Source organism: Edaphobacter aggregans DSM 19364 (assembly GCF_000745965.1).
Classification (GTDB): Bacteria; Acidobacteriota; Terriglobia; order Terriglobales; family Acidobacteriaceae; genus Edaphobacter; species Edaphobacter aggregans.
The window spans coordinates 1-25,740 of record NZ_JQKI01000052.1 but is presented as its reverse complement, the minus strand read 5'-3'; the positions used below and the strand labels follow the sequence as shown (position 1 = coordinate 25,740).

Here is a 25,740-nt window from a genome sequence, read left to right as displayed (position 1 = left end):
CGGAACACCTCCTCCAGGTCTAGGACATGATCATTAGTCTGGAATCTGCGTCTTTGTGGCAGAGAAGAAGTAGGACTATCCCTGAACTTAGGGCTCCTACGCCGAACTTAACCTCTTCTTGAACTCATACAGGACTTCTGCGTTCTTCCCGATATGACGAACAGTAAGCTTCTCTTGGGAGAGCTCAAGATCCGTAAAACCAAGCGCACGAAGGCCCCACGGTCCTCGGGCTGCCGGAAGCGTGCTCCAGCCTACCAATTCTGCGCCACCTCCACCTGACACGACAAACGATGTAGGGTGCCCGCTGAATTCGAGGTGTTGCAAATCATGATCATGCCCCGAGAGATAAAGGTCGACTTGATGACGCCGCAGAAGAGGGTCCCATTCATCTATTAAGGCACGATTGTCACGATGACTCCCATTGCTATACAGCGGGTGGTGGGCAGCTACGGCGAGGAAAGGCGTTGAGCGAGGGCGTGCGAGCTGTTCTTCAAGCCATCTATTCTGTTCCTCGTGTTCCTGCTTCGACATAACAAAACTCCACGGCCAGGGATCGAGCCCTTTACTACCCGGGAGGTTGGAATCAAGACAGATCAGGGTCAGGAGAGGGTTTCGCTTCGGAAGCTGAACGGTGTACCAGCGATGGGGCATCGTCCATCGAGAGCTGCGACCGGTATAGGCAAGCTGTGCTTCAACCTTATTGCCGCGGAATCTCTCATAATCGTGATTACCCAGCACCGGATAGACCGGTCCGGGAAACGAAGAGGATGGGTACATTTGCTCGAATTGCTTGATCCACCGACGAGAATTCACTCCGTCGGACATTTCGCCATAAAAGTTGTCCCCCAACATCAGCAGCGCCTCTGGACGAATGTGGTAATCAGCACACCAGCGTTTCATTGCGGAAGCGACTGCAGTCTGTTGGTCAGGTTCACGTACGGTGCCCCAGTCTCCGAGCATAAGAACGTGATGGGCCTGAGGGTCTGGCAATGACCTGAAGACGGCCGGCTCCGCATTGGAAAGAGGGGAGCCGAGGAATGCAAGCGCCGAAAACTTTGCGGTCTGCAGCAGAAATCGACGTCTGCTCCATCCAACCTTGCTATCCATCTGCTCCCACTCGTCCATTGACCCTCCACAGCCGACACCTACAAGTGATCCACCTTCGAATCACACCTCAAAAAGAGGTTCGCTCGATTCCGATAGCCTGCCAGCCATCGGCGGACCTCTTGAAAATCACGGTCACTCCCTTACGCTTCTCTTTCGTGTCCGCCAGAGTGCAACCGATAAAAGCTCCCTCTTGAACGGAACCAAGCTCAGCGGGAACTCGGAGGGTCGATCCTTCTGCAGGTGTTTTTCGACCGCTCTGGTTGTCAAAGGCGAACCAAGAGATGCCGTATGATGAGGCAGGAAGAAGATCATACTTCTTGCCCAGATCGGTGTAGCGGAGTTCTCCATCCGAGATTCCAAAATCTTCAAGAGGAGCCACTCTGGAGAACCAGGCCCTACCGATCTGATTTCGTCGCGCAATCAGGATCTTTGTGAGATATTCAGTCACCGCGGGGTTAGAGAACTGACCTTCTTCAACAATGGCTCGGATGTCGTCGTCGTTAAAGGACATCACTCGTTTCGCTCCCCAGTATCCGTCGACAGGGGTCATTGCGAGAAACGCTGGATTGGGATAGTTCGGCTTCCAAGATAGCGGATCGAAACCATTGGCTGTAAAGTTTCCAGCCGCGGGCAGATGGTGGGGATATCGAACCGTTTCCCACTTCGCTGGTATCAGCCCGAAGGTGATTGCTCGCTTGCCTTGCTCCCCACTCGTAGGCAGCCAGTCTTCCTGCCCGTGTCGAGGATCCTTAGCAATATCGCTGTCGCTCCCGAACGAGTCGCCGAAGTCAAGAAGGTGATGCACGAAGCGCGCATCGGATCCCTTGCCAACAACCGAGTCAAGGCTGTTCTCTGCCTTCGCATCCGTGTGATTGATCCATGCGAATAGAACCTCAAGACCGCGCAAATCCCGGCGCTGCTGATGCTGGATCAGATCATTCGGGTCATCGCTGCGAACGGACTGGTAACGGAATGGACCGACAATACGTCCGTCGACTGATAGGCTCGCCATCAGACGAATCCTTCCGCCAGGCTCTGTGGGCACGGCATCCAGAATCTTCTCGAGCTGCCCACGGTTCATTGGGTGTTTTTTGCCGGAGAACGCAGTAATAGTTGCCTTCTCGGAAAGGCGAATGTCCTTGCGGTGTGCAACCAGAATGTAGTTTTCGGAAACGTTATAGCCCGCCGCATAAAGGAAGAGCGATCCCATTACGTCTGCGGCTGTTGCCATCTCAGGGTTTGTTTGTGGATCAACCTTGATGAAGTAGGTTAAACCGCGTCCATCTTTGATACGAAACCCTGGAGTAACTCCCTCCGTCTTCGCCGCGACCACGGTAAAGGGAGGCTGGGGAGCACCATGAACACGGGCTCCGGCCTTCAGTTCTTGGACATTCAGCTTTGGTCTGTTTGTGTACCAGCTCGAATCAGGGACCTCGCCGAGTGTATTCACACCCAGGCTTGGCGACGCAGGTGGTGTCTTGTACTTAGCGGAATGATAGACGAAATCATAGATAGCATTAATGTCCTGGACGGCTACCTTTTGGGCCGACTCCGTCTCAGGGATTTTTTTGATCGGATCGTCCGGTAGAAACTGCTGGGCGATCAGTGTGGCTGCTTGGCAAGCTGTGCTGACTAGAACGAACGATAAAGCTTTCCGAACGCGTTGTTGAAAACGAACCATACATTGACTCCTTCCGGCGACACGCCTAAATCAACTCTCACAATCTCTTGCTGTTTGCTCTTGAACCTGACACCGAAGCCCCCGTCTCCTCGCAGTTCGCGCAAGCCGATCAGGCCGGGACGGCTGTAGACATTTCCACCATCTCCAAAGATTGCCAGCTCCAAGCTGCCTGCAACCGACCAGCGGTACTCGCCACTCAGCACTGAGGATCCATTGCCGTAATAGCGATAGCGCTCATACCCACGGAGATCATTAGGGCCACCAAGTGTCGGCTGCAGGTAAAAAGGCACCTGTTGGTCGGCGCTATGGAATGTCGTTTCGTTCCGTGCGCGAAACGCCAATGTCCTCATCCCGTTCACGAAGGGTACGTAATAGGTCGCTTGGGTCTGGAGACGATGAAAGTCAGAATGGTTACCACTCTGATCCCAAAACTGTGTATCGTTCGCTTCGAGAACTAGTCCTTTGGGATTGCTGAAGCTCGGAGTCGTGAGGTCGGCGGTGATCGACGCAGTACCGGTGATGAAATTGGACTGCGTCTGAAGGCCGGGTGTATTTGCTTCGTTGAAGAGCTTGTCTGTGGAAGGCCAGCCATCCAGATCGCCCGGGCCGACATTTACAAGCAGACCACCCACCGCATAGCCAGCCGACAACTTCTGATCAAGAAGATGAAACTCTCCACGGAAGTGAGCAGTCGTGAACTCCCGTCTGAAGTCGCTCCGGTTGGCTTTGAGCGAATTGGAACCTTCGCCGTAGTACCGCATCGACGCGTCGTTCTCATAGCCTCCATCGGCCACAAACTCCAGATGGTTATCCATCAGGCCAACGAAATCCAGCGACGACGCCCCTCGGTACCACTTCTTTGTCGAACCAACGACGTAACTGGAGCTGGTCAGATGCTCCTGTAGTAGATCCCGGCGAACGTAGCGAGGTCCTAGCGATATGCCACTCCCCGTCGGCAAGCCGCCCAACTTCGCAGTAAGCCCGTTCGGATTGATGATCGGATTCATGATCCGCTCTTCAAGGTGATCGAACTCTTGTTCCCCGTGAGAGGGGGCCACAGGGGCGAGAGATTTGGCCTTGACCTTCTCGGCATCGACGATAGCGGCACTCCGCGTTGGGCCTGCGGTTTCCTGTAATTCCTGAGCAAAGCCGCTGACGCAACTAAGCGTTAAGGCTGACGACACTGCGATCGTTCTTAATATCTTGCTTGTCATAATCCTTTACCTCCGACTTCGCTCTGACTGAGTCTCAAGCGAGTACAGCACCCTCTCGAGCCAGCTTCTGAAGCGGCAATTGTTTTTCCCTTTCAACTTCCTCAAGGGCTTTCATGTGGTCCACTCGACCAAGGAGCCAACTGCTACAGAACCAGAGGGAGGCTCCCAAACCAGCCACCACAAGCAATGTGGACCTGAGGTTCAAGCCCGCATTCGCGGCAAGGAGAAGGTGCAACAATCCAGCAGCGGACATGTCACCCACGCGTTCTCCGACAACATCGATTAGCGGGCGAACCTCAACCCGTAACCTGTCGGGCAATGCCGCATAAACCATCTCTGTTCCGCACCGCGACGCTGAGTTTCGAAGTGAATATTCCCCAATCCGCAGAAACTCGAAGACAGAGAACACCGGCGTTAATAAGCTTCCGAGCGCCGCTACGGTGAGAATTCCGGGATAGAGTGTCAGACACTGCCTTGCCCACTTTCCGGCTGCGATACGGCGAACGACCAACTGCGAAAGCAATGCGCCCAGGCAAAGAAACCCTTGCATTGAACCCATGAAATGGATGCGTGCCGCTTGAGAGCTGTAGTGCTCGGCGACGCGAACCCGGAAGACGAGATCAAGAAGTGTCGAAGCCGATGCTCCCATAATTGTGACGATGACGAGCATGCGGACTACGGCACTCGACCAATGCTTTCGAGCTTCGTTCCGCCCGTCTGCCTTGTGTTTGCTTGCAAACATACAGCTTCCATCCCTATGGAAGAGGAGGAGGACTGAAACAGAAACATCCATGATGGCTAGCATCAATAACGATGTCCGGAAATCGCTCGCAGACGGCAGATGAACAAGTCCGAAACCTGCGAACATGCCCGCCGCAGTGCCTGAAATCAGAACTGAGGGGACCTTGCCTGTGTCCCCATGGTTGCAATGACTGGTCCAATCCCCAATCAATACCCAGATCAACGACAGTCCGATTGCGGTAGATGCAGAGACTTCGATGTAGTAAGCCCTCAACATCCAGGGATGATTCTGAACGTTGAGTGCAATGATGGCCTCTGCGATTGCATTCAAAACATAGAAAATACGCACCACATGGATACGAGCGTCGGAGCGTAAAAACAGCGAGCATACGAGGCTCATGGTGATGGCCAACAATGTCCCGAGGACGGTCAGGCTGGGCAACTCGGTTATCGAGAGACGCGATCCAAGTAGCGAATCCCGGAACGCTCGGCTAAAGACGTAATGCATCATCAGGAGCGAGTAGGACAGGACCAAAATTGGGAATGAGCTGTCGTTGAGTCGTGTTTTGTAACTCTTCATCATGCGTGGAGAAGTCGGTCAATCTAACGCTTTAGTGAAACTGGGAACCAAGCGCTTGTGCTCGATATAGAGTCTGTATGCGACGAATAGCCACAACAGCGTGATGATCAGAGTCATCGACGCAAACGCCCTTACTTCGAAATGGAGCGCCGTTCCGACAAGAATTACACCTGCTTGCAGAACGTCTCCGAGCCGCACACAGAATGTCTCAATGGCAGCTTTCGCCTTATATTTAGCCTCTCTGGAGGTCGGGAGAAGCAGCGCATGTCGGACGGTGTTCTGCAGAGAATAGTTGGTGGAATTCTCAGCGATCTTAAGGATTCGCACGACCTGCAAGATGGGATTAGCTAGAATCGTGACAAATGTCGCGAGTGATATTGTCGGAAGAATGAACAGCGACCCTCGTACACCGATACGCTTGAAGATGCGCGAGACCAAGAACGTCTGGATGATGAAGCTGACGAGATTTGTCCATTCATAATACGAGGCGTAATAGCTGCCGATATAAGCCTTCCTCGCCTTCATCAAAGAAGCGGCGGTACCGACAACCTCATTTGTCTGATTGACCAGGAGTTTGCCGAAGATGAAGTCGCCTGAGAGGCTGACAATATTCAAAAGCACGGTGAGGATCGCTATCAGAAGCAAATAGCGGTCACGCATCAGCAACTGGAACCCTCCCTCACTGCTGAGCGTCTCCGTATCCTTCTTCTTTTCATGCTCCCCGGCGCGATTTGTGATGATGTAGCCAGCAAAGCGGGTCAGGGCGGAGCAAACGCAAAGCACGAGCGCCGAGAGCAGCATGATCTTGTATGGTCCAAGCGGCCCAATCAGTCGGCCCGCGATCCATGCGCCTCCAACTGCTCCCGAGGAGGCACCAACGCCAAGTAACGGAAACAGGCGTTTCCCCTGTGATTGAGAGAACAGGTCGGTAGCGAACGACCAAAGCTGAGCAACGCTGAAGACGTTGAAGATGCCTACCCAGATGTAGTAGACAACGCCGAGTCGAGCGCCCGTTTGTCCAATCAGGTAAAAGATAACCAGATTGGACGCAAAAAATAACGTGGTAAACCGCAACAAACGATTGCGGTTGAGATGGGTTGCAATCCAGCCGTAAAACGGGACGATCCCAAGAAGAATGATTGCCTGAGCAGCAGACGAGTAGGCTTTTACTTCCGCGCCGCCCTCAGCGAGGATGAGCGACTCTCTTACCGTCTTGAGCAGATAGTAGGCGCCCAAGAGGGCGAAGAGATTGATCGTGAGTATGAGTGCGCCTAGTCCCTCTCCAGGCTGCACGTCACTGATAATCGAGAGCGTCTTCTCAAGAACATTCTTGCGGGGTTGCAGTCCGCTTCCCGTCGAGGGGACATCGGTTGCCGTCGGTGTTGCAAGCTTCGTCTTGCCAGTCTGTATACCGAATGCGCCCATGAATTCTCGTCGAAGCATTTCTGCGTTTCGGCATCGCTGCATCGTATCGAGATCTCCGATGTGATTCCCATTACATCTTCCTAGTAGGGAGCCATATATCGAACTTCGGCCCATGTGCAGCGCACGCATTGAAGCGAGGCCGGTGGTAGCAGAAACATGTAATTTTCTTAGCGGGAATGTAGATTTAACATCGGCCTGTACGGAGGGCAGGTCACCTCCCTCCGATGACCGGCGCTTCCAGGGCACTCAGAGATGTCCACGGCAGGCAACACAAAAGGAGAAAATCGATGCTCAAGGGTTTCAACTATCCGCTCACGCCAAAAGGAAAGTCGACCCTGAATCCCCCTCCCCCCTGGTACTACTCGGCAGACTTCCTCAACATAGAGTTCTGGTCTGACCCCGCGGCTGTAGCGGCAGTCCTGCCTTCCGGTCTTGATCCAGATCCCTAGGCCAATGGCCACGGCAACGCACTCTTCTACGACTGGCAGTTCAGCGGAGAGAACGAAGAGTATCTGGACCCTGCTCGCTATCAATATCGCGAGTTCTTCCTTCTGATCGATGCGCTTTATGAGGGCAAGCCCGTGGCGTACTGCCCGTACATCTTCGTCGACAATGACGCGGCAATCGCGCGTGGTTGGACACAGGGTTATCCAAAGCGCCTCGGTCAAGTCACAGCCTGATACCAATTCGGCAAAGCCCTCGAGTGCAAAGCTCGGGACGTCCTCATCGGCGGATGCGCCATGCATGAGATGCATGTCTCCCTACCGGAAACAGAAGAATTTCTAAAGGCGGACCTCACTCGTGATCCCAGTGACGACCTTATGAGTGCGGAACGGAATCACGATTCATAACCAAAGTGTGGACATTGAGAGACAGCATGGGTTCAAAGATTTCAAAGACCGGCGCACAGATCGTTGTTGAATCGTTGGAGAAGCATGGCGTTCAGTATGTGTTTGGAATTCCTGGCGCAAAGATCCACAAGGTCTTCGACACACTCGCGACCTCTTCGATCCAAACCGTTGTTTGCCGTCATGAGCAAAATGCCGCCTTCATAGCTGGAGGAATTGGCAGGCTCACTGGTAAGGCTGGAGTCGCGATCGCTACTTCGGGACCCGGTGTGAGCAATCTCACCACCGGTCTGGCAACAGCCAACAGTGAGGGCGATCCGATGGTAGCCCTCGGCGGTTCGGTAGCAACTTCTCAGAGTCTGAAACAGATTCACCAAACACTTCAGGCCGTATCCATCCTGAAGCCCGTGACGAAATTTTGTGCCGAGACGAGTTCACGGGAGTCCATAGCTGAGGTCATGGCGAATGCATTTCGTGCCGCTGAATCAGACCGCCCCGGCGCTGCATTCGTAAATCTTCCGAAAGACATTATGGAAGGTGAGGCGGAGTGTGAGGTGCTTGATGTACCCGCAAGCCCAGTGTTCGGACCCGGAAGCCGTGAGTCCCTGGAAGCAGCCGCCGGGATCATAACGGCCGCACAACGCCCGGTCATTCTCTTAGGCCTGGTCGCAAGCAGGCCGGAGAATGCCGATGCTATTCGGGCTTTTATAAGGAAGAGTCATGTTCCAGTTGTTGGAACATTTCAGGCTGCTGGCACGGTATCAGCCGATCTGTTCAAGGGCTTCGCGGGACGCGTAGGGCAGTTAGACAACACGCCTGGTGATGAACTGCTTGCTTCGGCCGACGTCATCATCACCGTCGGCTACGATCCAGTCGAGTATGATCCATCAATCTGGAACCATCCTCGGAAAGCGAAGATCGTTCACATCGATTCGACTCGCGCCGATGTCGACAATTTTTATTGGCTCGCCAATGACGTGACCTTATGTCTTGATATGGGCTCGTTCCACCTTTGGATCGCTCACTTCCTGTTCAGCTTCCGGGCTCGTCAGATCCTGATCAGCAATGGTCAACAGACTCTCGGAGTGGCTCTTCCCTGGGGCATCGCCTCCTGTCTCGTAAGGCCCAATGAGAAGACGCTGTCCATCTCGGGGGACGGTGGATTCCTATTCTCGGCAATGGAACTTGAGACAGCTGTGAGACTGAAGTTGAATCTCGTACATATGATCTGGATCGACGGAACCTACGACATGGTGGCTGTTCAGGAGCAGGCTAAGTACAAGAAGACATCGGATGTGGATTTCGGTCCTGTCGATGTGGTCAAGTATGCAGAGGCATTTGGTGCAACGGGTTTCATGATCAATTCACCCGACGAGATCGGCCCTCAACTCCAAAAAGCGTTTGAAGTTCCAGGCCCTGTCATCATTGGAGTGCACGTGGACTATCGGGACAATCATCTTCTATTCGAAAAGGTACACGAGCATCTTCTCAACTAACATAACCTTCGTTCATACCAGATCAGGTGCACACGTATGACGCTGCGAACGACGAAAGACGGAGGAACACCCGAGGCTCCCGGAGAGGACGAGATTGCTCCAGGAGCCTCGGGTGTAATCGCGTTGATAAGGCCGCACGACCACGAGCTGATGCAACAGCTGCCCGACGCGGTGGCGGGCGATCTTGAGACCTGTGCGACGGTCGAAGAATTCGTTGAGAAGTGCACGGATTCTCGACATGCAGTAGCAGTCCTCCCAATTGGTGTCTTGCCTGAAGGACATCGAGCAATCTTACGGGGCACGCCGGGGTCAATGAGCTTGCGACCGTCGATCGTGATGTATTCGCCGAGCGGTAGCGCTTCACTCTGGTCAGGCATTCTCGATGCCGGAGACCTTTCGATCATCGTCAGGCCGTTACCGCGGAGCGTCTCCGTGAGGCAATCACGCGTGCGGCCGAGGAATTCGAAGAGCGCGCCAGAAGACAGCGATGCTAGCCACATCGCATCGGCGAAATGAAGTAACAGCTTAAAAGAGGAAGGTCACGGATGAAAGCGATACAGGTTCAGGTGCCAGGAGGTCCAGAAGTTCTTCAGCTCCGTGAGCTTCCTAATCCTGTTCCTAAAGTCGGTGAAGTGCTGATCAGAGTTCACACATCCGGTGTGAACTTCATCGATGTGTATTACCGGCAAGGCTATTACAAAGCTCCCCTACCTCTCGTTCCCGGAGGAGAAGGATCAGGACATGTCCAAGCATTAGGCGAGGGCGTCACCGGGTTGTCTGTCGGTGATGCTGTTGCATGGTTCGGTCCTCTAGGAAGCTATGCGGAAAAGGTAGCGGTACCCGCAGACCGAGTGATTCGCGTGCCCTCTGGAGTGAATCTTGAGGATGCCGCTGCTTTGATGATGCAGGGTGCAACGGCGTACTACTTAAGCCACCTTACATTTCCGCTGAAGTCTGGCAGTGCTGCTCTCGTGCATGCTGCGGCTGGTGGAGTGGGCTATTTATTGACGCAGATGGCGAAGTTCGCTGGCGCAACGGTGTTTGCGACTGTGTCGACTTCCGAAAAAGCTGAGTTGGCTCGTGAAGCTGGTGCAGATCACGTGATCCTGTACACCGAGACCAAGCTCGATGACGAAATCATAAGAATCACAAAGGGCGCAAAGCTCGATGTCGTCTACGACGGAGTGGGGCAGTCGACATTCGAACAATCCTTGAAGTGCCTCCGGCCACGCGGCCTATTAGCCCTTTACGCGGCTTCGAGTGGTGCAGTCCCGCCATTCGATCTCAGCCGGTTATCTGCGATGGGTTCTTTATTCATAACCCGGCCAATCTCGACCGATTACGTGAGAACGCGCGAACAACTCACCTCTGTCATGGAACCCGTGTTTGAGATGTATCAGAGCGGGAACCTAAAACTGCTCGTAAGGCCGCCCTACACTCTGGAAGAGGCGAGCAATGCTCATATCGAATTGGAAAGCGGCCGATCAACGGGGAAACTCTTGCTTTCTGTTTGCGGCTGAAAAGATCACCGACCGGCTCGGGCCGTCTGAGCTTTAACCATGAAAAACTATATCTTGAAGTTTCAGTAAGTTACAGGATCTTGCCCAACTTTCAGTGCAGAACCCAGTTGACCCTGCCGGTACCTACTTGGGCGTAGATAAGGCGAATATCTGCCATGCCATGCCATGCTGTCGCAGAGTAAACATGACTGGTGTTGCTTACATCTAAGCAGGTATGTCCATCGATTCCGTGGTGCTCAGCAAAGACCGGCAACTGGAACTCAACCGTATTGCCCAGTCCCGCTCTCTGCCCGCTGGATATGTCTTCCGCGCCAGGCTGATTCTGATGCTGGCCGAGGGAGCGTCCTTCCGCACGATCAAGCAGAGGTTGGGGACCACGGCGCCGACGATCAGCCGGTGGAAGCAGCGCTTCCTTGCTTCGGGAATGGACGGCCTGGATACGAATCATCCCGGACAGTCGGCTTCCGTGCTGACTCGGAAGCTGCGAGCCCGGATTCTCTCGACTACCCGCAAGAAGTCGAAGGACGGTTCCACTCCCTGGAGTTGTCGCAAGCTTGCCGCAGCACTGGGCGTCAGCAAGGACGCTGTGCATCGGGTGTGGAAAGAGGCTGGCCTGAAGCCGCACCGCCTGGAGCGCTACATGACCAGCGACGACCCGGATTTCGAAGCCAAAGCCGCTGACATTATCGGGTTGTACCTGAGCCCTCCGCAGCATGCCGCCGCGTTTTGTGTCGATGAGAAGACCGCCATTCAGGCGCTGGATCGACTCGATCCGGTGCTGCCGCTTTCGCCGGGCCGCGCCGAGCGCCATGGATTGGAATACTACCGACACGGAACCCTGTCGTCGCTGTATGCGGCGCTGGATACCGCGACCGGCCGGGTTCGCGGAAAGACCGCTGCACGCCACACCAGCCGCGACTTCGTCGTCTTCCTGAAGGAAGTCGTGGCCCTGTGCCCGCCCGCTCAGCAGATCCACATCATCCTCGACAATCTCTCGGCTCACAAGACCGCGCTGGTACGGGAGTTCCTGGAGCAGCATCCCCGCGTCCGGTTCCACTTCACACCCACCTACTCCTCATGGCTCAACCAGGTCGAACTCTGGTTCGCGAAAATCGAGCGAGAGGTCATCGCCCGCGGCGTCTTCCCCTCCGTGCCCGATCTGGCCCGCAAGCTGCGACGCTACATCAACGCTTACTCAGCCAATGCTCAGCCTATCCACTGGAAGTACTCCGACCCTTCTCACCGCATCCGTAGTAACGAACTCTCTGCGACAGGCCACTAGGAGGCGGCTGTGGAGGGTCACATCCGCGTAGTGAAGCTGTTGGTTTCTCTGAGGCTGTCAGCGAGACTCTGCAACCAGTGGCGTTCCAATCTAGGAGTAGGAACGGCTTGCGCAAAAAACGGGAGACTCAAAAGAGTCTCATAATCGCAGCCGTCAGGCAGCCACATCTGTCTCCTCCCAGCCGCTTACACCCACAACGCCCTGGGCGCGAATGGATGAGGCATTGCGTTGTACAGATCTCTTGCTTCAAGGTGGAGGATTTAGTGCAATCGTTCTCGACCTTCTGGAATCGCACCTGACTTTGTCTCGCGCATTCCTCTGTATACCTGGCATCGCTATCGTCTGGCGGCCGAGCGAACTCGATCGAGCATCCTGTTACTCACGCGATATGCGTGTACGAAGAGCAGCGCCGAACTTCTGTTGAGACTGGAGTTGGGCGGACACACTTGAAGAGAACACCGTCTTCACAGGCGCCTGAAACCACAAGTAGAGGTTATCCACCACCGTTTCAAACAAACATCGCCATATTGCCCCTATCCGGAAGCCACCGCAAAATCCGAATACGACAAGCTGGCATTGCCGGACACACTGGGCAGGTTGCCGATGAGCGCCCCCAAGGAACTCTATGCATGCCTTTACGCTTGGGAGTTCCCGGCGCAGGCCACACTGCGTCTACGTCCTGACCTTGAGGGCAAGCCGTGGGCGTGATGGAAGGAGAGCGCCCAGAATCTTCGTGTCTCGCTGGATCTCGATAAAAGCGGTCAAGTCAATTCCATAAACATGTATCTCTGTGATTGGCTCACCGACACACGTTTCATCCTATGCTCATTGCATGGCTGTCAATCGCGCTATCTCTCCGGAAGAAGCGGCAGATCGACTCTCGATTCGAGAGTTGGTCGACGCTTACGCTCATTGTGCAGATCGTCGAGATGCGAAGGGGCAGATGGCACTCTTCACGTCCGATACACACTTCGTCGTATACATGGATTCAAAATCAGACACTCCTTCGCGGGAGCTTCACGGCCGGGAATCTCTGGCTCCCGTATTCGACAATTTGAATACCTACAAGGCGACAATGCATTTCAACGGTCAGAGTACCGTACAGCTGAATGGCGATAGCGCAACCGGGGTTAGCTACTGCCTTGCGCATCACGTTACGGAGCAAGACGGAAAGCGCGGCCTCATGATCGCCTCGATTCGCTATCTTGACACATTCGTTAAACAAGAAGGCGCATGGTATTTTTCCGAACGCAAGCTACTGGTTGACTGGATCGAAACGCGGCCGCTCTGAAGGCGCGGGCTAGCAGAAATATGTAATGCGATTCAATGTGTCTTCCGTTGCGTCGGCTGAATCTCAATCGTATGGTGCAGTGCACGTCGCAACGAAATGCGCCGCATCCTCCCCTTGATTGGAGACAAATGTGGAAGATCCGGGAGCCCCGTCCGGCGTAGTTTCGCCTGGCAACGACCTTAGTCGGGTTAAGCAGGAGCTGGATTTTCGTCGCATTGCGGATAGTGTCCCGGGTTGCATTTTGGTCGCGGACGGCAAGGGCAAGATCGTCTATGCAAATAAAGGGATTGTTGGGGCGCTGGGCCGCACGGTGGAAGAATTGCTCGGCGACGGATGGTTGGAAAGCCTGGAACCTGCTTTCCTGGAACAGGCCCGGGAGGTATGGGCCCATTGCATTCAGACGAATCAACCTCTGGATGTCACATGGAAGTTTCGTAGGAACGACGGCACTTATCGGTGGCTGCACGTCAAAGCTCAGCCGGCGTTCCATGAGGAATGTAATAGCACCTCTTGGTACCTACTTGGAGTCGACGTCGATGAGCAGTTCCAAATCCAGGAGGCTCTAAGAGCTAGCGAGCGTGAAGCTAGAGAGATCTTGGACCGCGTGCCGGCCATGATTTCTACCCGGACGGAAGAGGGCGTCGCATATACCAACAAGCAACTATCCGATTATGTCGGAGCCGTCATCACTGATCTCCGGGACGGTGCCTATCTCGATTACACCCATCCGGACGATCGCGAAGCGATAGTTCGGGAACACATTAAGTCGCCTGATAAGGCCCCAAACGACATCGTCTATCGTCTCCGCGGCAAGGACGGAATTTACCGTTGGTTTCATACACGCGCTGAACCTTATTTCAACGAAGACGGCACCGTCTATCGCTGGTACGCCGTGAACAACGATATAGACGACTTTTACCGCTCCCGAGAGCTACTGAGGGAACGAGAGTTCCAGTTGAACCTTCTTACGGAGACGCTTCCGGCGCTCCTATGGAAAGCTGCGCCCGACGGCAAGATTATCTACATCAACAAAAAGGCGATGGATTTCGCCGGTCGAACGCTTGACGAGCTTCAGCAAAAGGGGTGGTTCGATCTTGTCCACCCGGAAGATCGCGACGAGGTCCTTACCCGATGGAATCAGTTGCTCGCCGGTGGCGACGGTTACGATATTGTCCACCGTCTCATAGCGGCAGACGGACAATATCGTTGGTTTCACACCAGCATCGCTGTGATCAAGGACGAATCAGGCAAGACAATCGCCTTTCACGGAGTCATGCTCGATACGACAGTTCAGAGGAATGCTGAAATCGCTTTGCAGCAGTCGGAGGAGCAGATGCGGAGGGTGATGGACACCGTTCCATCGATCATCTGGTCGCTGGACCCGACCGGCAAGGCGACTTTCATCAATAAGAAGGCTCGCGAATGTATCGGCATGAGCCTCGAGGAGTATCAGGATTCGGGTTGGGTTGAAATTATCCACCCTGACGATCGAGCCTTCATTGTCGAGGAACATGGGAAAGCTCTTGCCAATGGAACATCCTATGGAGCGAAGCACCGAACACGGTGCGCTGACGGCATTTTTCGCTGGCATCTGAGCCGGGCAGAGCCCCTCCGGGATGCTGAGGGACGCATCATCCAGTGGTTTGGTGTCGTCGTCGATATCGACGATCAAATGCGTGCGGTAGAGAGACTACGGGAACTTCGAGCCAACTTGTCGCAGACATCGCGTACCGCCCTGGTAGCGGAACTCTCTGCATCGATTGCACATGAGTTGAACCAGCCGCTTACCTCATTGCTCTCAAACGCACAGGCTTGCTTTCGTTGGTTACAAGCGTCTCCTCCAAATATCGGGGAGGCCGTTTCTTCGACTGAGCGCATCATCCGCGATTGTCGCGCTGCGGATACCGTGATTCGCAACGTTCGTTCGTTGTTTAAGCGGCAGCCTTCCGTCAAGGCTCCGTTCAACTTCATCGAATTGATTCGAGAAGCAGTCGGCCTCATCAAAGAGGATGCAAATCGAAAATCGACATTGATTAAGTGGGATTATGAAGAACCAATCATTATGGTTCTCGTTGACCGTTTCCAGACTCAGCAGATCATCATCAATCTGGTAAGCAACGCTATCGAAGCGATGCAAGACCTGGATCGGACTCCGAGGCTGCACATTCGCATTCGTCGAGTGAGCAACGGCCAGGTGTTAACGGAGTTTATTGACAATGGACCGGGGCTTCCGGATGGTGATGCAGAGAGAATCTTCGATGCCTTCGTAACCACGAAGGAGAATGGAATGGGCATTGGACTTGCCATCTCACGCTCCATCGTGGAAGCCCATGATGGTCAGCTCTGGGCGGCGAATAACCCCGACGTTGGAGCGAAGTTCAGTCTGCTGTTGAAAAGCGCCGAACCGGATGCGGGCCATTCTTCCGATGAGAACCCAACCTAAGCTACTGACAGAACAACGTCGATGTTGCCACGCGTAGCGTTGGAATATGGACAAACTTGATGAGCCTCGTGCACCAGTCCTTCCGTGACGCTCCTCTCGATGCCAGGAAATGAACTGTATCTCGACCGCGATGACAACACCTTCTACACCTCCGGCAAGCGGACCAAATGAAACTTCGGAATCACTGAAAACGTCGTCGGTAATCCGAATGTGCTTCTTTCCACCCACAACTTGAAGAGCTCCGATGAAACACGCCGCGTAGCCTGCGGCGAATAGCTGTTCCGGGTTAGTTCCCTCCCCCTTTCCGCTCATTTTAAGCTCGAGGTCGAATTGAGAGTCCGACGGAGTGCTCGATCCATTTAGCCATCCAATAGGCGGTGCCAGCAATCACCACCGCGGCAAACAATCACATCTTCCTTGTAGTCGCGAGCTGCACGCACGTGGGCTAACGATGGTCTTCTTCTGTTGCATTCGACTTCATTTAAATCGATCTACACCCTTTCCGAACGTCACACTCCGACCTAAATGGAAAAGTTGCAGGTGTGGTTCAGCGCACTATGAGCGCATCCTGCACGAATGCGCTGTCAGCAATGGACTTGGGTCTGCGGGTGATAAATCCCCAGGACACCCTTACAGGAACATGTAATTTATCTCGCTCCCCAGCGTTGCTAGCATGTTCGGGTCACTGCGGTCTTGCTCGGAGGCACAATCGTTGCGAAGACCATGACATTACAAACGACTACACGCACCCAAAGGCAAACAAGATTTTGAAAGTGCAACTGTACCAAACCAACGGAGAAATGAATATGGGTCAAAATAACGGAACATCGAAGCGTAGCGAAAAAGGACTTCTCACGCCAGACAACTGCGTCGTGGCGCTGATCGATCACCAACCGCAAATGCTGTTCGGAACGAGTAACTTTGATCGCCAGGCGATCATTAACAGTACTGTCGCGCTAGGAAAAGCAGCGCGGATATTCGGCGTGCCGGTCGTGCTGACGACGGTCGAGACGAAGAGTTTCAGCGGGAACCTGTGGCCGCAGATCCGATCCGTGTTCCCGGGCCAGGAACCGATCGAGCGTTCGTCCATGAATTCCTGGGACGACAAGAACTTCGTTGCGGCAATCGAGAAGACAGGGCGCAAGAAGATTGTGCTGGCCGGGCTATGGACGGAGACCTGTGTGGCTCTTCCGACAGTGCAGGCCATCCACGATGGCTACGAGGTTTACGTGGTCGAAGACTGCTGCGGCGACGTTAGCCAACTCGCACACGACAATGCGATGCGTCGTGTTGTCCAGGCGGGAGCAAAACCGGTGACGGCCCTCTCTGTGACCCTGGAATGGCAACGCGACTGGGCAAACCGGGATACGTACGACGCCGTAATGGACCTCGCGAAGACGCACTATGGCGCTTATGGCATCGGCGTCGAATATGCCTACACGATGGTTCACCGCGCTCCCGCAACGAAGTTTCCAGAATACGTGGTCCCCACGGCGGAACTCGCACACAAATAGGGCTTGTGGAGGGCAGGCGACCCCTGCCCTCTAAACAACAGCGCTTTGCTACTAAGGAGAACTCTATGGCAGTTGACACAATACTTCACAACGCCAAGATCGCGACAAATCGAGTGCCAGCGTTTGTCGAAGCGGTTGCCATTACCACCGGAACAATCAGCGCCATCGGTACGGACGAGGAGATCCTTCGGCTGCGCGGCCCAAGGACAACGGTCATTGATGGAAACCGGAGAACGGTCATCCCCGGTCTCAACGACTCCCATATGCATCCGATCCGCGGTGGGCTCCATTTCAATCTGGAGTTGCGTTGGGATGGAGTGCCATCGCTCGCCGATGCGCTGCAAATGCTCAAGGAGCAAGCGGCTCGGACGCCCGCGCCTCAGTGGGTGCGGGTTGTCGGCGGGTGGACAGAGTTTCAGTTTGCCGAGCGCCGGATGCCGACGTTGGATGAAATCAACTCGGTGTCCCCGGACACCCCGGTTTTCGTCATGCACTTGTACGACCGGGTGTTGCTCAACCGGGCAGCGCTACGCGCAGTGGGCTACACAAAAGACACCCCGGATCCTCCCGGCGGCGAGATTCAACGCGACAAGCAGGGTAATCCCACGGGTCTTCTGTTGGCCAAACCGAACGCAAACATTCTGTACTCGACCTTGGCGAAGGGGCCCAAGCTGTCGCGGGAAGACCAGCTCAACTCGTCGCGTCTCTTCTTCAGAGAATTGAATCGTTTCGGCATCACCAGTGCAATCGATGCAGGCGGTGGCTTCCAGAACTACCCTGACGATTATGGGGTCGTGAACGAACTCCACAAGAAGGGTGAACTCTCGATTCGCCTGGCCTACAACCTTTTCACTCAGAAACCAAAGCAGGAACTTGCCGACTTCCAGAATTGGACAAAGATGACCAAGCCTGGCGATGGCGATGACTTCTATCGCGTGAACGGTGCAGGCGAGATGCTGGTCTTCTCTGCCGCCGACTTCGAAGACTTCCTTCAACCTCGGCCGGACATGGCGCCTGTCATGGAGAGCGAGTTGAAGGCGGTGATTCGTCACCTCGCGGAAAACCGATGGCCGTTCCGCATGCATGCCACATACGACGAAACAATCTCTCGGGCCTTGAATGTGTACGAGGAGGTTAACCGCGAGATTCCGTTTGACGGACTGCACTGGTTTTTTGATCACTGCGAGACGATTTCCGACCGGAATATTGAGCGAATCAAATCACTTGGTGGCGGTATTGCCGTTCAGAACAGGATGGCTTTTCAGGGCGAATATTTTGTCGAGCGTTATGGCGCGCAGCAGGCGAAGCGCACGCCTCCAATCCAAAGAATGTTGGAGATGGGAGTTCCGGTAGGAGCGGGCACAGACGCCACGCGGGTATCGAGCTATAACCCCTTCCTTTCTCTCTACTGGCTGGTGACCGGGAAGACCATCGGTGGGTTGAGCTTATATCCGGAGGAAAACCGGTTCGACCGCGCAAAAGCGCTCGAGCTTTATACCGTCGGGAGCAGCTGGTTTTCTACGGAAGACGGCAAGAAAGGATCGCTAGCCCAAGGGCAACTCGCCGACTTGGCGGTCCTCTCCTCGGACTACTTCTCAATTCCTGAAGAGGAGATCAAGAACCTGGAGTCGGTGCTGACTATTGTCGGGGGCAAGGTAGTTTACGCGGCAGGCGAATTCTCAAGCATGGCGCCTCCGGAACTGCCCGTGAGTCCGGACTGGTCCCCTATCAAGAAATACGGTGGATATGCGCGGAGCGAGGAACAATCGACCGTCGGGGCTACAGCGAGCCACGCGATGTCGTTGCACGATGGCAAGCATTCCGCCGTTCATAAGACGCACCAATGGATCTTGGGCGACAAGGGACTTTGGAGTCTCGGCTGCGATTGCTTCGCTTTCTAACTCCAAGTTGAGCCCAATAACTCCAAATTGAAAGGCTAAACAAGTGGATCAATCTCCAGGACGGCCCAACAAGGCGGAGCGCGTAAGCCTTGATCGACTGGCGCGAGACAGCGCGTTTGAGCTGATCCTTACCGCTGTTCTGCTTTTCGGCGTGGTCAGTATCGTGAGGTGGGTGATTGGACCGTCGCCCATCTCACGGACGATCCCCGGGATCCATGCCGAGCTCTGGATAGTGGGTGCTGCTGTCGCCCTTCTGCTTGCCGGGCTGATTCTCAGCCCGCTGGGAAGGGCCTCCGGGGGGCACACGAATCCGGCCATCTCGCTGGCCATGTGGCTCTTCGGAGTCTTCCCCGGAGCAGGGGTCATCCCCTACACCCTCGCACAATTACTCGGTTCCGTACTTGGGGTCGTCGCCGCTCGCGGGGTGTGGCGCCATGTTGTGGCGGAACCGCCGGTAGTATATGGCGCGCTCAAGCCAGGACCGGGGTGGTCGACCTGGGAACTATTCGCAACCGAGGCCTTCGGCATGGCGGTCATCGTGTTCCTTGTCGGGCTCTGCCTCGCGGTACAACGATTGACGCCGTTCGTGCCTTGGATCGTTGGGGCTCTCGTGGGGATCGGGATCGCGGTGCTAGGAACAGCGACCGGAGGCAGTCTGAACCCCGCCCGCCAGTTTGGGCCCGCTGTCGTTTCGGGACAAACGCAGTGCCTATGGGTGTACTTGGTAGCCCCATTGGTGGGAGCAGCAGTCGCGGCGTGGCTGAGATCGCTACTTCAGTATCGCCGAAAGGTATTGACCCATAGGCTATGCGGCACCGTCGGGCATCCGGCAGGAAATCAGATCTAAAATTCCCGTCCGCAGGAAAGGAGATTTCAATGCGTATTACCAGATACCTTGCCGTGACCACCGTCGCCGCCCTCCTGAGCGTTGGAAGCGCGCGTCTTTCACCGTTGATAGGAAGTACGCCGCCGGTCGTCCACGCTTCTACGTCAACGCCGAACCCGGGAGTGGCACCGCAATACGATACAACTCACGTTTATGTCTCACCAGAGGATTTCGATCGCTTCGTGGCCAGTCTTCTTGCGACCTTTGGGGGCACGACCACGAAGCAAGGCGTCTTTACCGTGACGCCAACTCCGAGCAGCACGATGTCGCAACTGGTCTTGACACCGGTGGGAACCGTGTCGGTGTTTGGTTTCAAGACGCCAGTGCCCTATCCATTCGGCGCGGAGCGGACGGGTTATTTGGTGACAGACATGGATGGAGCGACCCGAACTGCGGTCGAAGATGGAGCAGATGTACTCGTCAGCCCATTTAACGATCCGATCGGACGCGATGTCGTCATCCAATGGCCGGGCGGCGTGAATATGCAACTGTACTGGCATACCACCGCACCGTCCTACAAGGCGCTCCAGACGATTCCGGAAAACCGGGTCTATGTGTCCACCAACAGGGTGGAGGCGTTTCTTCGGGGCTTCCTGGCCTTCTCTCACGGCAAAGTGGTCTCCGATGACCCGCATGCGCCCGGCGTCGAGATCGGACGGCCGAAGGACATCTATCGCAGAATCCGGATCGAATCGACCTTCGGCAAGTTGACTGTGCTCGTAACGGATGGTCACCTTCCGTATCCCTACGCGCGCGAGACGACCGGTTATGAGGTCACAAACCTCACGGATACGCTTGCCAAGGCCAAAGCAGCCGGCGTAGAGATTCTGGTCCCTCCCTACACTGCCGATCAAAGGAATGCGGCCTTCGTTCAATTTCCTGGCGGTTATATTGCCGAAATCCACTCCCCCGTGAGCAATTAGTGTGTGTCCGGCCGCACTGCCGGCGACGACCGGCAGTGCGGCGCTCGTGAGAGATCGCAAAGTCCTCAGCTATGGCCGAAGAAATTAGTGATTGAAGTAATGAAATCGATACGAATCTTTCGAGTTTTGCTGGCGGCGTTCTTCCTGACCGTGCTGACAGCCCATGCCCAGTCGGATAAGGCCGCAGGCCCCCCTGTCCCGGATCGCAGTTACAATCTGCTGCGCAACGACGAGGATTGGACCTTCCTGCGCGATCCAACCCTCCGGCAGGACCTCTGGGATCCGATCAAGTACATCCCATTGCGAAGCCACGCGGACGATTGGTATCTCACCATCGGAGGTGAGGCTCGAGAGGTCTGGGAGCAGATCGGCAACGATAATTGGGGACAGCAGCCCTACATGAACGGGTATCTGAACGAACGATACATGCTTTCGTTTGACGCTCACTATGGAAAACATGTGCGCTCGTTCGTTGAGTTAAAGAGTGGATTGAATTCATACCGGATAGGTGGTCCGCGCCCCATCGACGAAAAGAAGCTCGACTTCCAGGCCGGATTTCTCGAACTTGGCACTTCCAAAGGTACGAACTCCGTCGCACTCCGTGTTGGCAGGCACGAACTCGAGTACGGCTCCGGACGCTTGATTGATGTGCGGGAAGGTCCGAATGTTCGGCTGAGCTTCGACGGCTTCATGGTCAAAAGCAAGATCGACTCCTGGCAAATCGATGGATTCGCTGTCCGTCCCGACTTGGACAATCCCGGATTCTTTGACAACGCACCGAACCACGCTGTTGGCTTCTGGGGCGTGTACGCCACCCGGACCTTGCCCCGCAAAATGTCCCTGGAGGTCTACTACTTGGGTCTGGACCGCAGTCAGGCGGCTTTTCAACGAGGCACGGCTCAGGAGTTGCGCCACACGTTGGGTGCGAGGATTTCGCGCCCCGCTGCAACGGAACGGTCCGGACTGGATTTTGATTACGAAGGCGTCTGGCAGTTCGGCACGTTCGGTTCAGGGAACATCCGGGCATGGACGGTTGCGTCCGAAACGGGCTATCGATTTCCGACGGTTCCGCTGAAACCGCGGTTCAGCGCAAAGGCGGACATCTCGAGCGGAGATAATCCAACTTCAAAAACCTTGGGAACCTTCAATCCCCTTTTTCCGAAGGGGAACTACTTTGGAGTCCTGGCTACAACGGGACCCGGTCCGATTAACTTCATCGATGTTCATCCGCATGTCGAAACAACATTTCCGCACAACGTGACCGCATCGGTCGACTGGATTTTTCAGTGGCGGGAAAATGTCCTGGACGGAGTCTACTCGGTCCCGGGATCTCTGATCCGGCCCGCAGGCAATAGCCAAGCGCGATTTGTCGGACACAGGCCGGGCACGGAGTTGCGATGGCAGGTTGACCGACATCTCTGGTTTCAGGCTGACTATGGAATTTTCTACGCTGGCAGGTTCTTGAAGGAGACGCAACCTGGCCGCAACCTGAACTATTGGGCCCTGTGGGCCGGCTATAAGTTTTAGGGACGCCATGAGGATGCAGTGTCAAAGGCCCGCGAAACGATATCCCAGGGACAACAGTTGGACGTGATGAGTTGATTGCTTATGAGTCAAGTAACTCGCGAGATCGATTGTAATGTGAGCAAGCAAATGACCAATGTCTGCGCGGTATAGCCATCTGTCGCCAGCTCACAGGTTGTCGGTTGTGGAGCGGATTGCCTCTGCTTCTAAATAACGCTTCTGAGAAATGGCATTCCCCAGATATTCGGATGATCTGCCTAGGCGCAGGAGTCGGTGTCAAGGGTCTCGACCGCGTAGCGGCGGCTTTGCCGCCCTTGACTCCGGCGCGGCCTCGGCTATGCTCCGCCCATCCGGGATGTTCAGTCGGTTCCAGAACACCCAACGAAGCCCAAAACAGCCGGCAACAGCATCTCTATAGAAACCAACAGCCACCAATTCCCGCGCGTTGGCCTCTTAGGGCAGATACGCCCTTCCTTGATGCCTCGGGAAACGTTTGCTGTTCTCGCAGGTAGTTGGTTGAAAAAGCTACAGTTACATCCACCGTCTCACAGGCAAAGCCAGGCTGGCGTTCATCGAGATAATTCGACTTTTTCTCGGCGGATTTCTGTCCGAATGTGACTTTCGGGCTGTTGGTGGGCTGTTTTAGTGGCTGTTCCGCCGCCTCGCCCAGCCTAAGACTCAACATACGATGCATTGCGCTTTACATAAGAATAATTGCCTAATATATTAGGCATCGTGTTGTCACTTGCTTCCATCGCCGAGCAGATTGTCAAGAAACGCAAAGCCATAGGTTTGAGCCAAACGTCGCTTGCGAAGAAGGCACACATCAGTCGTTCCACATTGGACGCTCTTGAGAACGGTCGCATCGGAGAGCTTGGATATACGAAGATTAGCAACCTTCTCGCTGCCCTTGGACTTGAGCTGAAGATCCAAGAGGCAGTCGCACGTCGTCCTACGCTCGAAGAACTTTTGAACGAGGAACGCGATGATTAAGGTCTGGACCGACTCTATTGAAGCAGGCATGCTCGACCGCTTCGGCGAGCGTGGGAGTAGTTTCGCCTACCCCGCCGATGCCTCACCTGCGCGAGCGGTCTCTGTGACAATGCCAGTCCGACTTCCCTCATGGGATATGCGGTTCGGACTGCCTCCGATCTTCGAAATGAATCTGCCCGAAGGTGTGCTTCGTGAACGTCTACGTCTTGCATTCGCGAAGGCTACCGGCAGCTTTGATGAGTTCGATCTTCTGGGTATCGTCGGGCGTTCGCAGGTCGGACCCATTCGATACACCGGCCAGCGAGAGCAACTTCAGGAGGACGTGCCTTTCCAATCAGTCGATGAGATTCTCGAACAACGCCGCGGCGGTGACCTCTTCCGTTATCTCATCGACAAATTTGCATCTTTCTCCGGCATCAGTGGTGTACAACCGAAAGTTCTTGTCCGCGATGAAGCCTCCTCTGCTGTTCTCAGCGGTCCCGTTCGTCGATTCTCAGAGAGCTACCGGGGCGCAACACACATCGTCAAGTTCTGGGAACAGAACGAGTACCCTCAACTCGCCGCAAACGAATACTTCTGTCTCAAAGTCGCAGAGGAATGCGGCCTTGAAGTACCTCCATACCGTCTTGCAGAAGACGCGCTTGCACTCGTCATCGACCGTTTTGATCTGCGCTCCGATGGCACCTATCGAGGTTTCGAGGACTTCTGTGTCCTCAATGCTCGTCGCACAGATGAGAAGTACCGAGGCAGTTACGAAACCTCGATCATGAAGCGCTTCAGCCAGTTCGCGAATTCATCGCATATTGTTGAAGACATGGAGCGACTTTTCACCCTCATCGCGCTGAACTGCGCGTTGCGCAATGGGGACGCTCACCTCAAAAACTTCGGGATCGTCTACGACGATGTACAGGGCGAAGCGCGGTTAGCTCCTGTCTATGACCTAGTGACAACGTCTGTCTACCTACCCAAAGACAGTATGGCTCTCACACTCAATGGTTCGACCCAATGGCCAAACTCCAAGGACTTGCAGCGTCTGGGCGAAACACGCATCGGCGGTTCACCTGCGCACGTCAAGCAGATTCTTGAACGCATTGCTGATGCAATGGCAGCCACAGCGAAGACAATGCGGAAGTACATCAAGGGTCATCAAGCCTTTGCTGAAACTGGTGCCCGCATGCTCTCGCAGTGGGAGATCGGCATTGCAGGTTCCCTCAAGACGAATGAATCGATTACCAGCCGTCGGTGAGCAACCTGCTGCGCTATACCGACCGCCTACACCTTCAAACAAGCATTGCTGTGCGCCCTATGGAAGGCCGCAGCCGCACATGGGCATCCGCCGCGAATAACGACTTCTATCCACGAGAGATCGTCTCTATGGCATCTGCCGGATTTCTTGCATCCGATGATGGACAAATCCTCACCAACCATCACGTCGCCGAGCCCTGGTGGCAGAACGACGAACTGAAGGAAATGCTCAATCAGGGCCTCGAGCCGGAGATTGCCGAGATGACGGCCTATTTCCCCGGTGTCACTCATGAGAACTCGCGAGCCAACCGGATAGCGGGAGAGCCTCCCATGCCCTGGCTGGGCTTCAGTCACAATTGCGACAGAATTCTTCATGATGTTCTCTTTTACTACTGAGTCGTGCATCTCGGCCTAACGCACCGATCGGTGGAGCAAATCAGGTAGGCGCGGGCTTAGGTAAATGAGCAGGACACAACAGACCAGAGCGAGCCCGCTCAGTGGAGACCAAAAGGAGACGGCGGTTACAGCACTGAACATACCGAGCGCCAGATATGATCGCCTCGTGATTCGCCGCAGCCGAGGAGTGATATCGCTGTCGCTTGCCTGTGAAAGTGCAGTTCGTTCGAAAGCGATGTAGGCTGTCTCTACCAGGACAAACACCAACGCATAAACAAAGACGGGTGCGGCAGCCAGTTTCGTTGCCGCCATCCAGGCCGTAATCGCCGGCACAAGCGAAATCAAAAAAAGATGGACGAAGTTCCACCAAATAAGCTGAGCCGTTGCCTGGTGAGTAAATCGCAACAGGTGATGATGGTTCACCCAAATGATGGCGATGAATAGATAGCTGACCGCGTAGCTCAGGGCAGTGGGCCACAGCGGGAGGAGTGCCTTCAGCGTTGCCTCGGCTGGCGGCTTGAGATCCAGCACCATAATCGTGATGATGACTGCAAATACCCCATCGGAGCATGCTGCCAGCCGTTCTGGTGTGGTCTTCTTGTTCGACATAGCTCCTCCTGAAGCGCTTGATAGGTTTCAAAGCTTCACAACCATCTTTCCGTTCGCCTCGTTGGCTTCCATTACACGATGCGCCTCCCGAATATCTTCGAAGCGAAATACTCGTGACGGC

21 protein-coding genes and 2 pseudogenes are annotated in these 25,740 nt (G+C 54.9%); 15 read left to right on the top strand and 8 right to left on the bottom strand.

Translation table 11 applies throughout. The features are described from left to right. Positions 1-96: 96 nt before the first annotated feature. Genes Q363_RS18835 through Q363_RS18815 form a run of 5 tightly spaced genes read right to left on the bottom strand, consistent with a single transcriptional unit; the run spans position 97 to position 6,748 of the window. Positions 97-1,125 carry a metallophosphoesterase gene (locus Q363_RS18835; RefSeq protein ID WP_051978983.1) on the bottom strand — a complete coding sequence of 343 codons (1,029 nt, stop codon included), beginning with the start codon at positions 1,123-1,125 and terminating at the stop codon, positions 97-99. 49 nt (positions 1,126-1,174) lie between these two features. Then, positions 1,175-2,788, bottom strand: a complete 1,614-nt coding sequence (locus Q363_RS18830; protein ID WP_035353346.1) for a hypothetical protein — start codon at positions 2,786-2,788, stop codon at positions 1,175-1,177. Next, the gene (locus Q363_RS18825; protein WP_035353343.1) at positions 2,740-4,002 is read right to left on the bottom strand and encodes a BamA/TamA family outer membrane protein; all 1,263 of its coding nucleotides are present in this window, start codon (positions 4,000-4,002) and stop codon (positions 2,740-2,742) included. The genes Q363_RS18830 and Q363_RS18825 overlap by 49 nt, the downstream gene beginning before the upstream one ends. 34 nt (positions 4,003-4,036) lie before the next feature. After that, entirely contained in the window at positions 4,037-5,326 is a 1,290-nt protein-coding gene (locus Q363_RS18820) for a hypothetical protein (protein ID WP_035353340.1), read from the bottom strand. Between the two features lie 15 nt (positions 5,327-5,341). Further along, positions 5,342-6,748: an NTP/NDP exchange transporter gene (locus Q363_RS18815; protein WP_051978982.1), complete on the bottom strand. Its 1,407-nt coding sequence runs from the start codon at positions 6,746-6,748 to the stop codon at positions 5,342-5,344. Positions 6,749-7,035: 287 nt separating this feature from the next. Between Q363_RS18815 and Q363_RS42905 the strand changes: the two genes are divergently transcribed. From Q363_RS42905 to Q363_RS18785, 7 genes and pseudogenes are all read left to right on the top strand, one after another. Next, positions 7,036-7,197 carry an acetoacetate decarboxylase family protein gene (locus Q363_RS42905; RefSeq protein WP_211256245.1) on the top strand — a complete coding sequence of 54 codons (162 nt, stop codon included), beginning with the start codon at positions 7,036-7,038 and terminating at the stop codon, positions 7,195-7,197. 24 nt (positions 7,198-7,221) lie between these two features. Beyond that, positions 7,222-7,428 (top strand): annotated as a pseudogene (locus Q363_RS46450) (acetoacetate decarboxylase family protein); the annotation flags it as partial. A 197-nt stretch (positions 7,429-7,625) separates the two neighbouring features. Further along, on the top strand, positions 7,626-9,092 hold the full coding sequence (locus Q363_RS18805; RefSeq protein WP_035353334.1) for a thiamine pyrophosphate-dependent enzyme: 1,467 nt from the start codon (positions 7,626-7,628) through the stop codon (positions 9,090-9,092). A gap of 545 nt (positions 9,093-9,637) precedes the next feature. Then, the gene (locus Q363_RS18800; protein WP_035353330.1) at positions 9,638-10,612 is read left to right on the top strand and encodes a quinone oxidoreductase family protein; all 975 of its coding nucleotides are present in this window, start codon (positions 9,638-9,640) and stop codon (positions 10,610-10,612) included. Positions 10,613-10,826: 214 nt separating this feature from the next. After that, entirely contained in the window at positions 10,827-11,894 is a 1,068-nt protein-coding gene (locus tag Q363_RS18795; RefSeq protein WP_035353327.1) for an IS630 family transposase, read from the top strand. Positions 11,895-12,726: 832 nt separating this feature from the next. After that, the gene (locus tag Q363_RS18790) at positions 12,727-13,185 is read left to right on the top strand and encodes a nuclear transport factor 2 family protein (RefSeq protein ID WP_035353323.1); all 459 of its coding nucleotides are present in this window, start codon (positions 12,727-12,729) and stop codon (positions 13,183-13,185) included. Positions 13,186-13,315: 130 nt separating this feature from the next. Beyond that, positions 13,316-15,628, top strand: a complete 2,313-nt coding sequence (locus tag Q363_RS18785; RefSeq protein ID WP_035353320.1) for a PAS domain-containing protein — start codon at positions 13,316-13,318, stop codon at positions 15,626-15,628. Between the two features lie 129 nt (positions 15,629-15,757). Here Q363_RS18785 and Q363_RS46445 read toward each other — a convergent pair. Further along, positions 15,758-15,940, bottom strand: a pseudogene (locus Q363_RS46445) (OsmC family protein); the annotation flags it as partial. Between the two features lie 461 nt (positions 15,941-16,401). Between Q363_RS46445 and Q363_RS18780 the strand changes: the two are divergent. The 8 genes from Q363_RS18780 to Q363_RS18745 all read left to right on the top strand — a co-directional run bounded on the left by Q363_RS18780 (position 16,402) and on the right by Q363_RS18745 (position 25,010). After that, positions 16,402-17,142, top strand: coding sequence for a hydrolase (locus tag Q363_RS18780; protein WP_245632316.1), 741 nt, complete (start codon positions 16,402-16,404; stop codon positions 17,140-17,142). Positions 17,143-17,207: 65 nt separating this feature from the next. Next, a complete protein-coding gene (locus Q363_RS18775) occupies positions 17,208-19,043 on the top strand; it encodes an amidohydrolase (protein WP_035353314.1) in 1,836 nt (611 codons plus the stop codon). Between the two features lie 43 nt (positions 19,044-19,086). Continuing rightward, on the top strand, positions 19,087-19,890 hold the full coding sequence (locus tag Q363_RS18770) for an MIP/aquaporin family protein (protein ID WP_051978981.1): 804 nt from the start codon (positions 19,087-19,089) through the stop codon (positions 19,888-19,890). A 29-nt stretch (positions 19,891-19,919) separates the two neighbouring features. Next, positions 19,920-20,852, top strand: coding sequence for a glyoxalase (locus Q363_RS18765; protein WP_035353311.1), 933 nt, complete (start codon positions 19,920-19,922; stop codon positions 20,850-20,852). Between the two features lie 99 nt (positions 20,853-20,951). Continuing rightward, positions 20,952-22,379 (top strand): alginate export family protein, encoded by a 1,428-nt coding sequence (locus Q363_RS18760; protein WP_035353309.1) that lies wholly within the window; start codon positions 20,952-20,954, stop codon positions 22,377-22,379. A 711-nt stretch (positions 22,380-23,090) separates the two neighbouring features. Next, complete coding sequence (locus Q363_RS18755) at positions 23,091-23,369, top strand: helix-turn-helix domain-containing protein (protein WP_084080522.1); 279 nt, start codon at positions 23,091-23,093, stop codon at positions 23,367-23,369. Then, entirely contained in the window at positions 23,362-24,615 is a 1,254-nt protein-coding gene (locus Q363_RS18750; protein ID WP_035353302.1) for a type II toxin-antitoxin system HipA family toxin, read from the top strand. The genes Q363_RS18755 and Q363_RS18750 overlap by 8 nt, the downstream gene beginning before the upstream one ends. Then, entirely contained in the window at positions 24,612-25,010 is a 399-nt protein-coding gene (locus Q363_RS18745; protein ID WP_035353300.1) for a hypothetical protein, read from the top strand. The genes Q363_RS18750 and Q363_RS18745 overlap by 4 nt, the downstream gene beginning before the upstream one ends. 15 nt (positions 25,011-25,025) lie before the next feature. On the opposite strand, the gene Q363_RS18740 is transcribed toward Q363_RS18745, so the two are convergent. After that, a complete protein-coding gene (locus Q363_RS18740) occupies positions 25,026-25,619 on the bottom strand; it encodes a TMEM175 family protein (RefSeq protein WP_035353297.1) in 594 nt (197 codons plus the stop codon). Between the two features lie 27 nt (positions 25,620-25,646). After that, positions 25,647-25,740: zinc-binding dehydrogenase (locus tag Q363_RS46440; RefSeq protein ID WP_035353295.1), on the bottom strand; the 94-nt coding region annotated here is incomplete at its 5' end.

Bases quoted from the DNA above. Each gene is read 5' to 3' on its own strand.
- Q363_RS18750 (WP_035353302.1), top strand. From the start codon at position 23,362: ATGATTAAGGTCTGGACCGACTCTATTGAAGCAGGCATGCTCGACCGC.
- Q363_RS18835 (WP_051978983.1), bottom strand. From the start codon at position 1,125: ATGGACGAGTGGGAGCAGATGGATAGCAAGGTTGGATGGAGCAGACGT.
- Q363_RS18805 (WP_035353334.1), top strand. From the start codon at position 7,626: ATGGGTTCAAAGATTTCAAAGACCGGCGCACAGATCGTTGTTGAATCG.
- Q363_RS18820 (WP_035353340.1), bottom strand. From the start codon at position 5,326: ATGATGAAGAGTTACAAAACACGACTCAACGACAGCTCATTCCCAATT.
- Q363_RS18825 (WP_035353343.1), bottom strand. From the start codon at position 4,002: ATGACAAGCAAGATATTAAGAACGATCGCAGTGTCGTCAGCCTTAACG.
- Q363_RS18790 (WP_035353323.1), top strand. From the start codon at position 12,727: ATGGCTGTCAATCGCGCTATCTCTCCGGAAGAAGCGGCAGATCGACTC.
- Q363_RS18815 (WP_051978982.1), bottom strand. From the start codon at position 6,748: ATGGGCGCATTCGGTATACAGACTGGCAAGACGAAGCTTGCAACACCG.
- Q363_RS18740 (WP_035353297.1), bottom strand. From the start codon at position 25,619: ATGTCGAACAAGAAGACCACACCAGAACGGCTGGCAGCATGCTCCGAT.
- Q363_RS18830 (WP_035353346.1), bottom strand. From the start codon at position 2,788: ATGGTTCGTTTTCAACAACGCGTTCGGAAAGCTTTATCGTTCGTTCTA.
- Q363_RS18775 (WP_035353314.1), top strand. From the start codon at position 17,208: ATGGCAGTTGACACAATACTTCACAACGCCAAGATCGCGACAAATCGA.
- Q363_RS42905 (WP_211256245.1), top strand. From the start codon at position 7,036: ATGCTCAAGGGTTTCAACTATCCGCTCACGCCAAAAGGAAAGTCGACC.
- Q363_RS18795 (WP_035353327.1), top strand. From the start codon at position 10,827: ATGTCCATCGATTCCGTGGTGCTCAGCAAAGACCGGCAACTGGAACTC.
- Q363_RS18765 (WP_035353311.1), top strand. From the start codon at position 19,920: ATGCGTATTACCAGATACCTTGCCGTGACCACCGTCGCCGCCCTCCTG.
- Q363_RS18800 (WP_035353330.1), top strand. From the start codon at position 9,638: ATGAAAGCGATACAGGTTCAGGTGCCAGGAGGTCCAGAAGTTCTTCAG.
- Q363_RS18760 (WP_035353309.1), top strand. From the start codon at position 20,952: ATGAAATCGATACGAATCTTTCGAGTTTTGCTGGCGGCGTTCTTCCTG.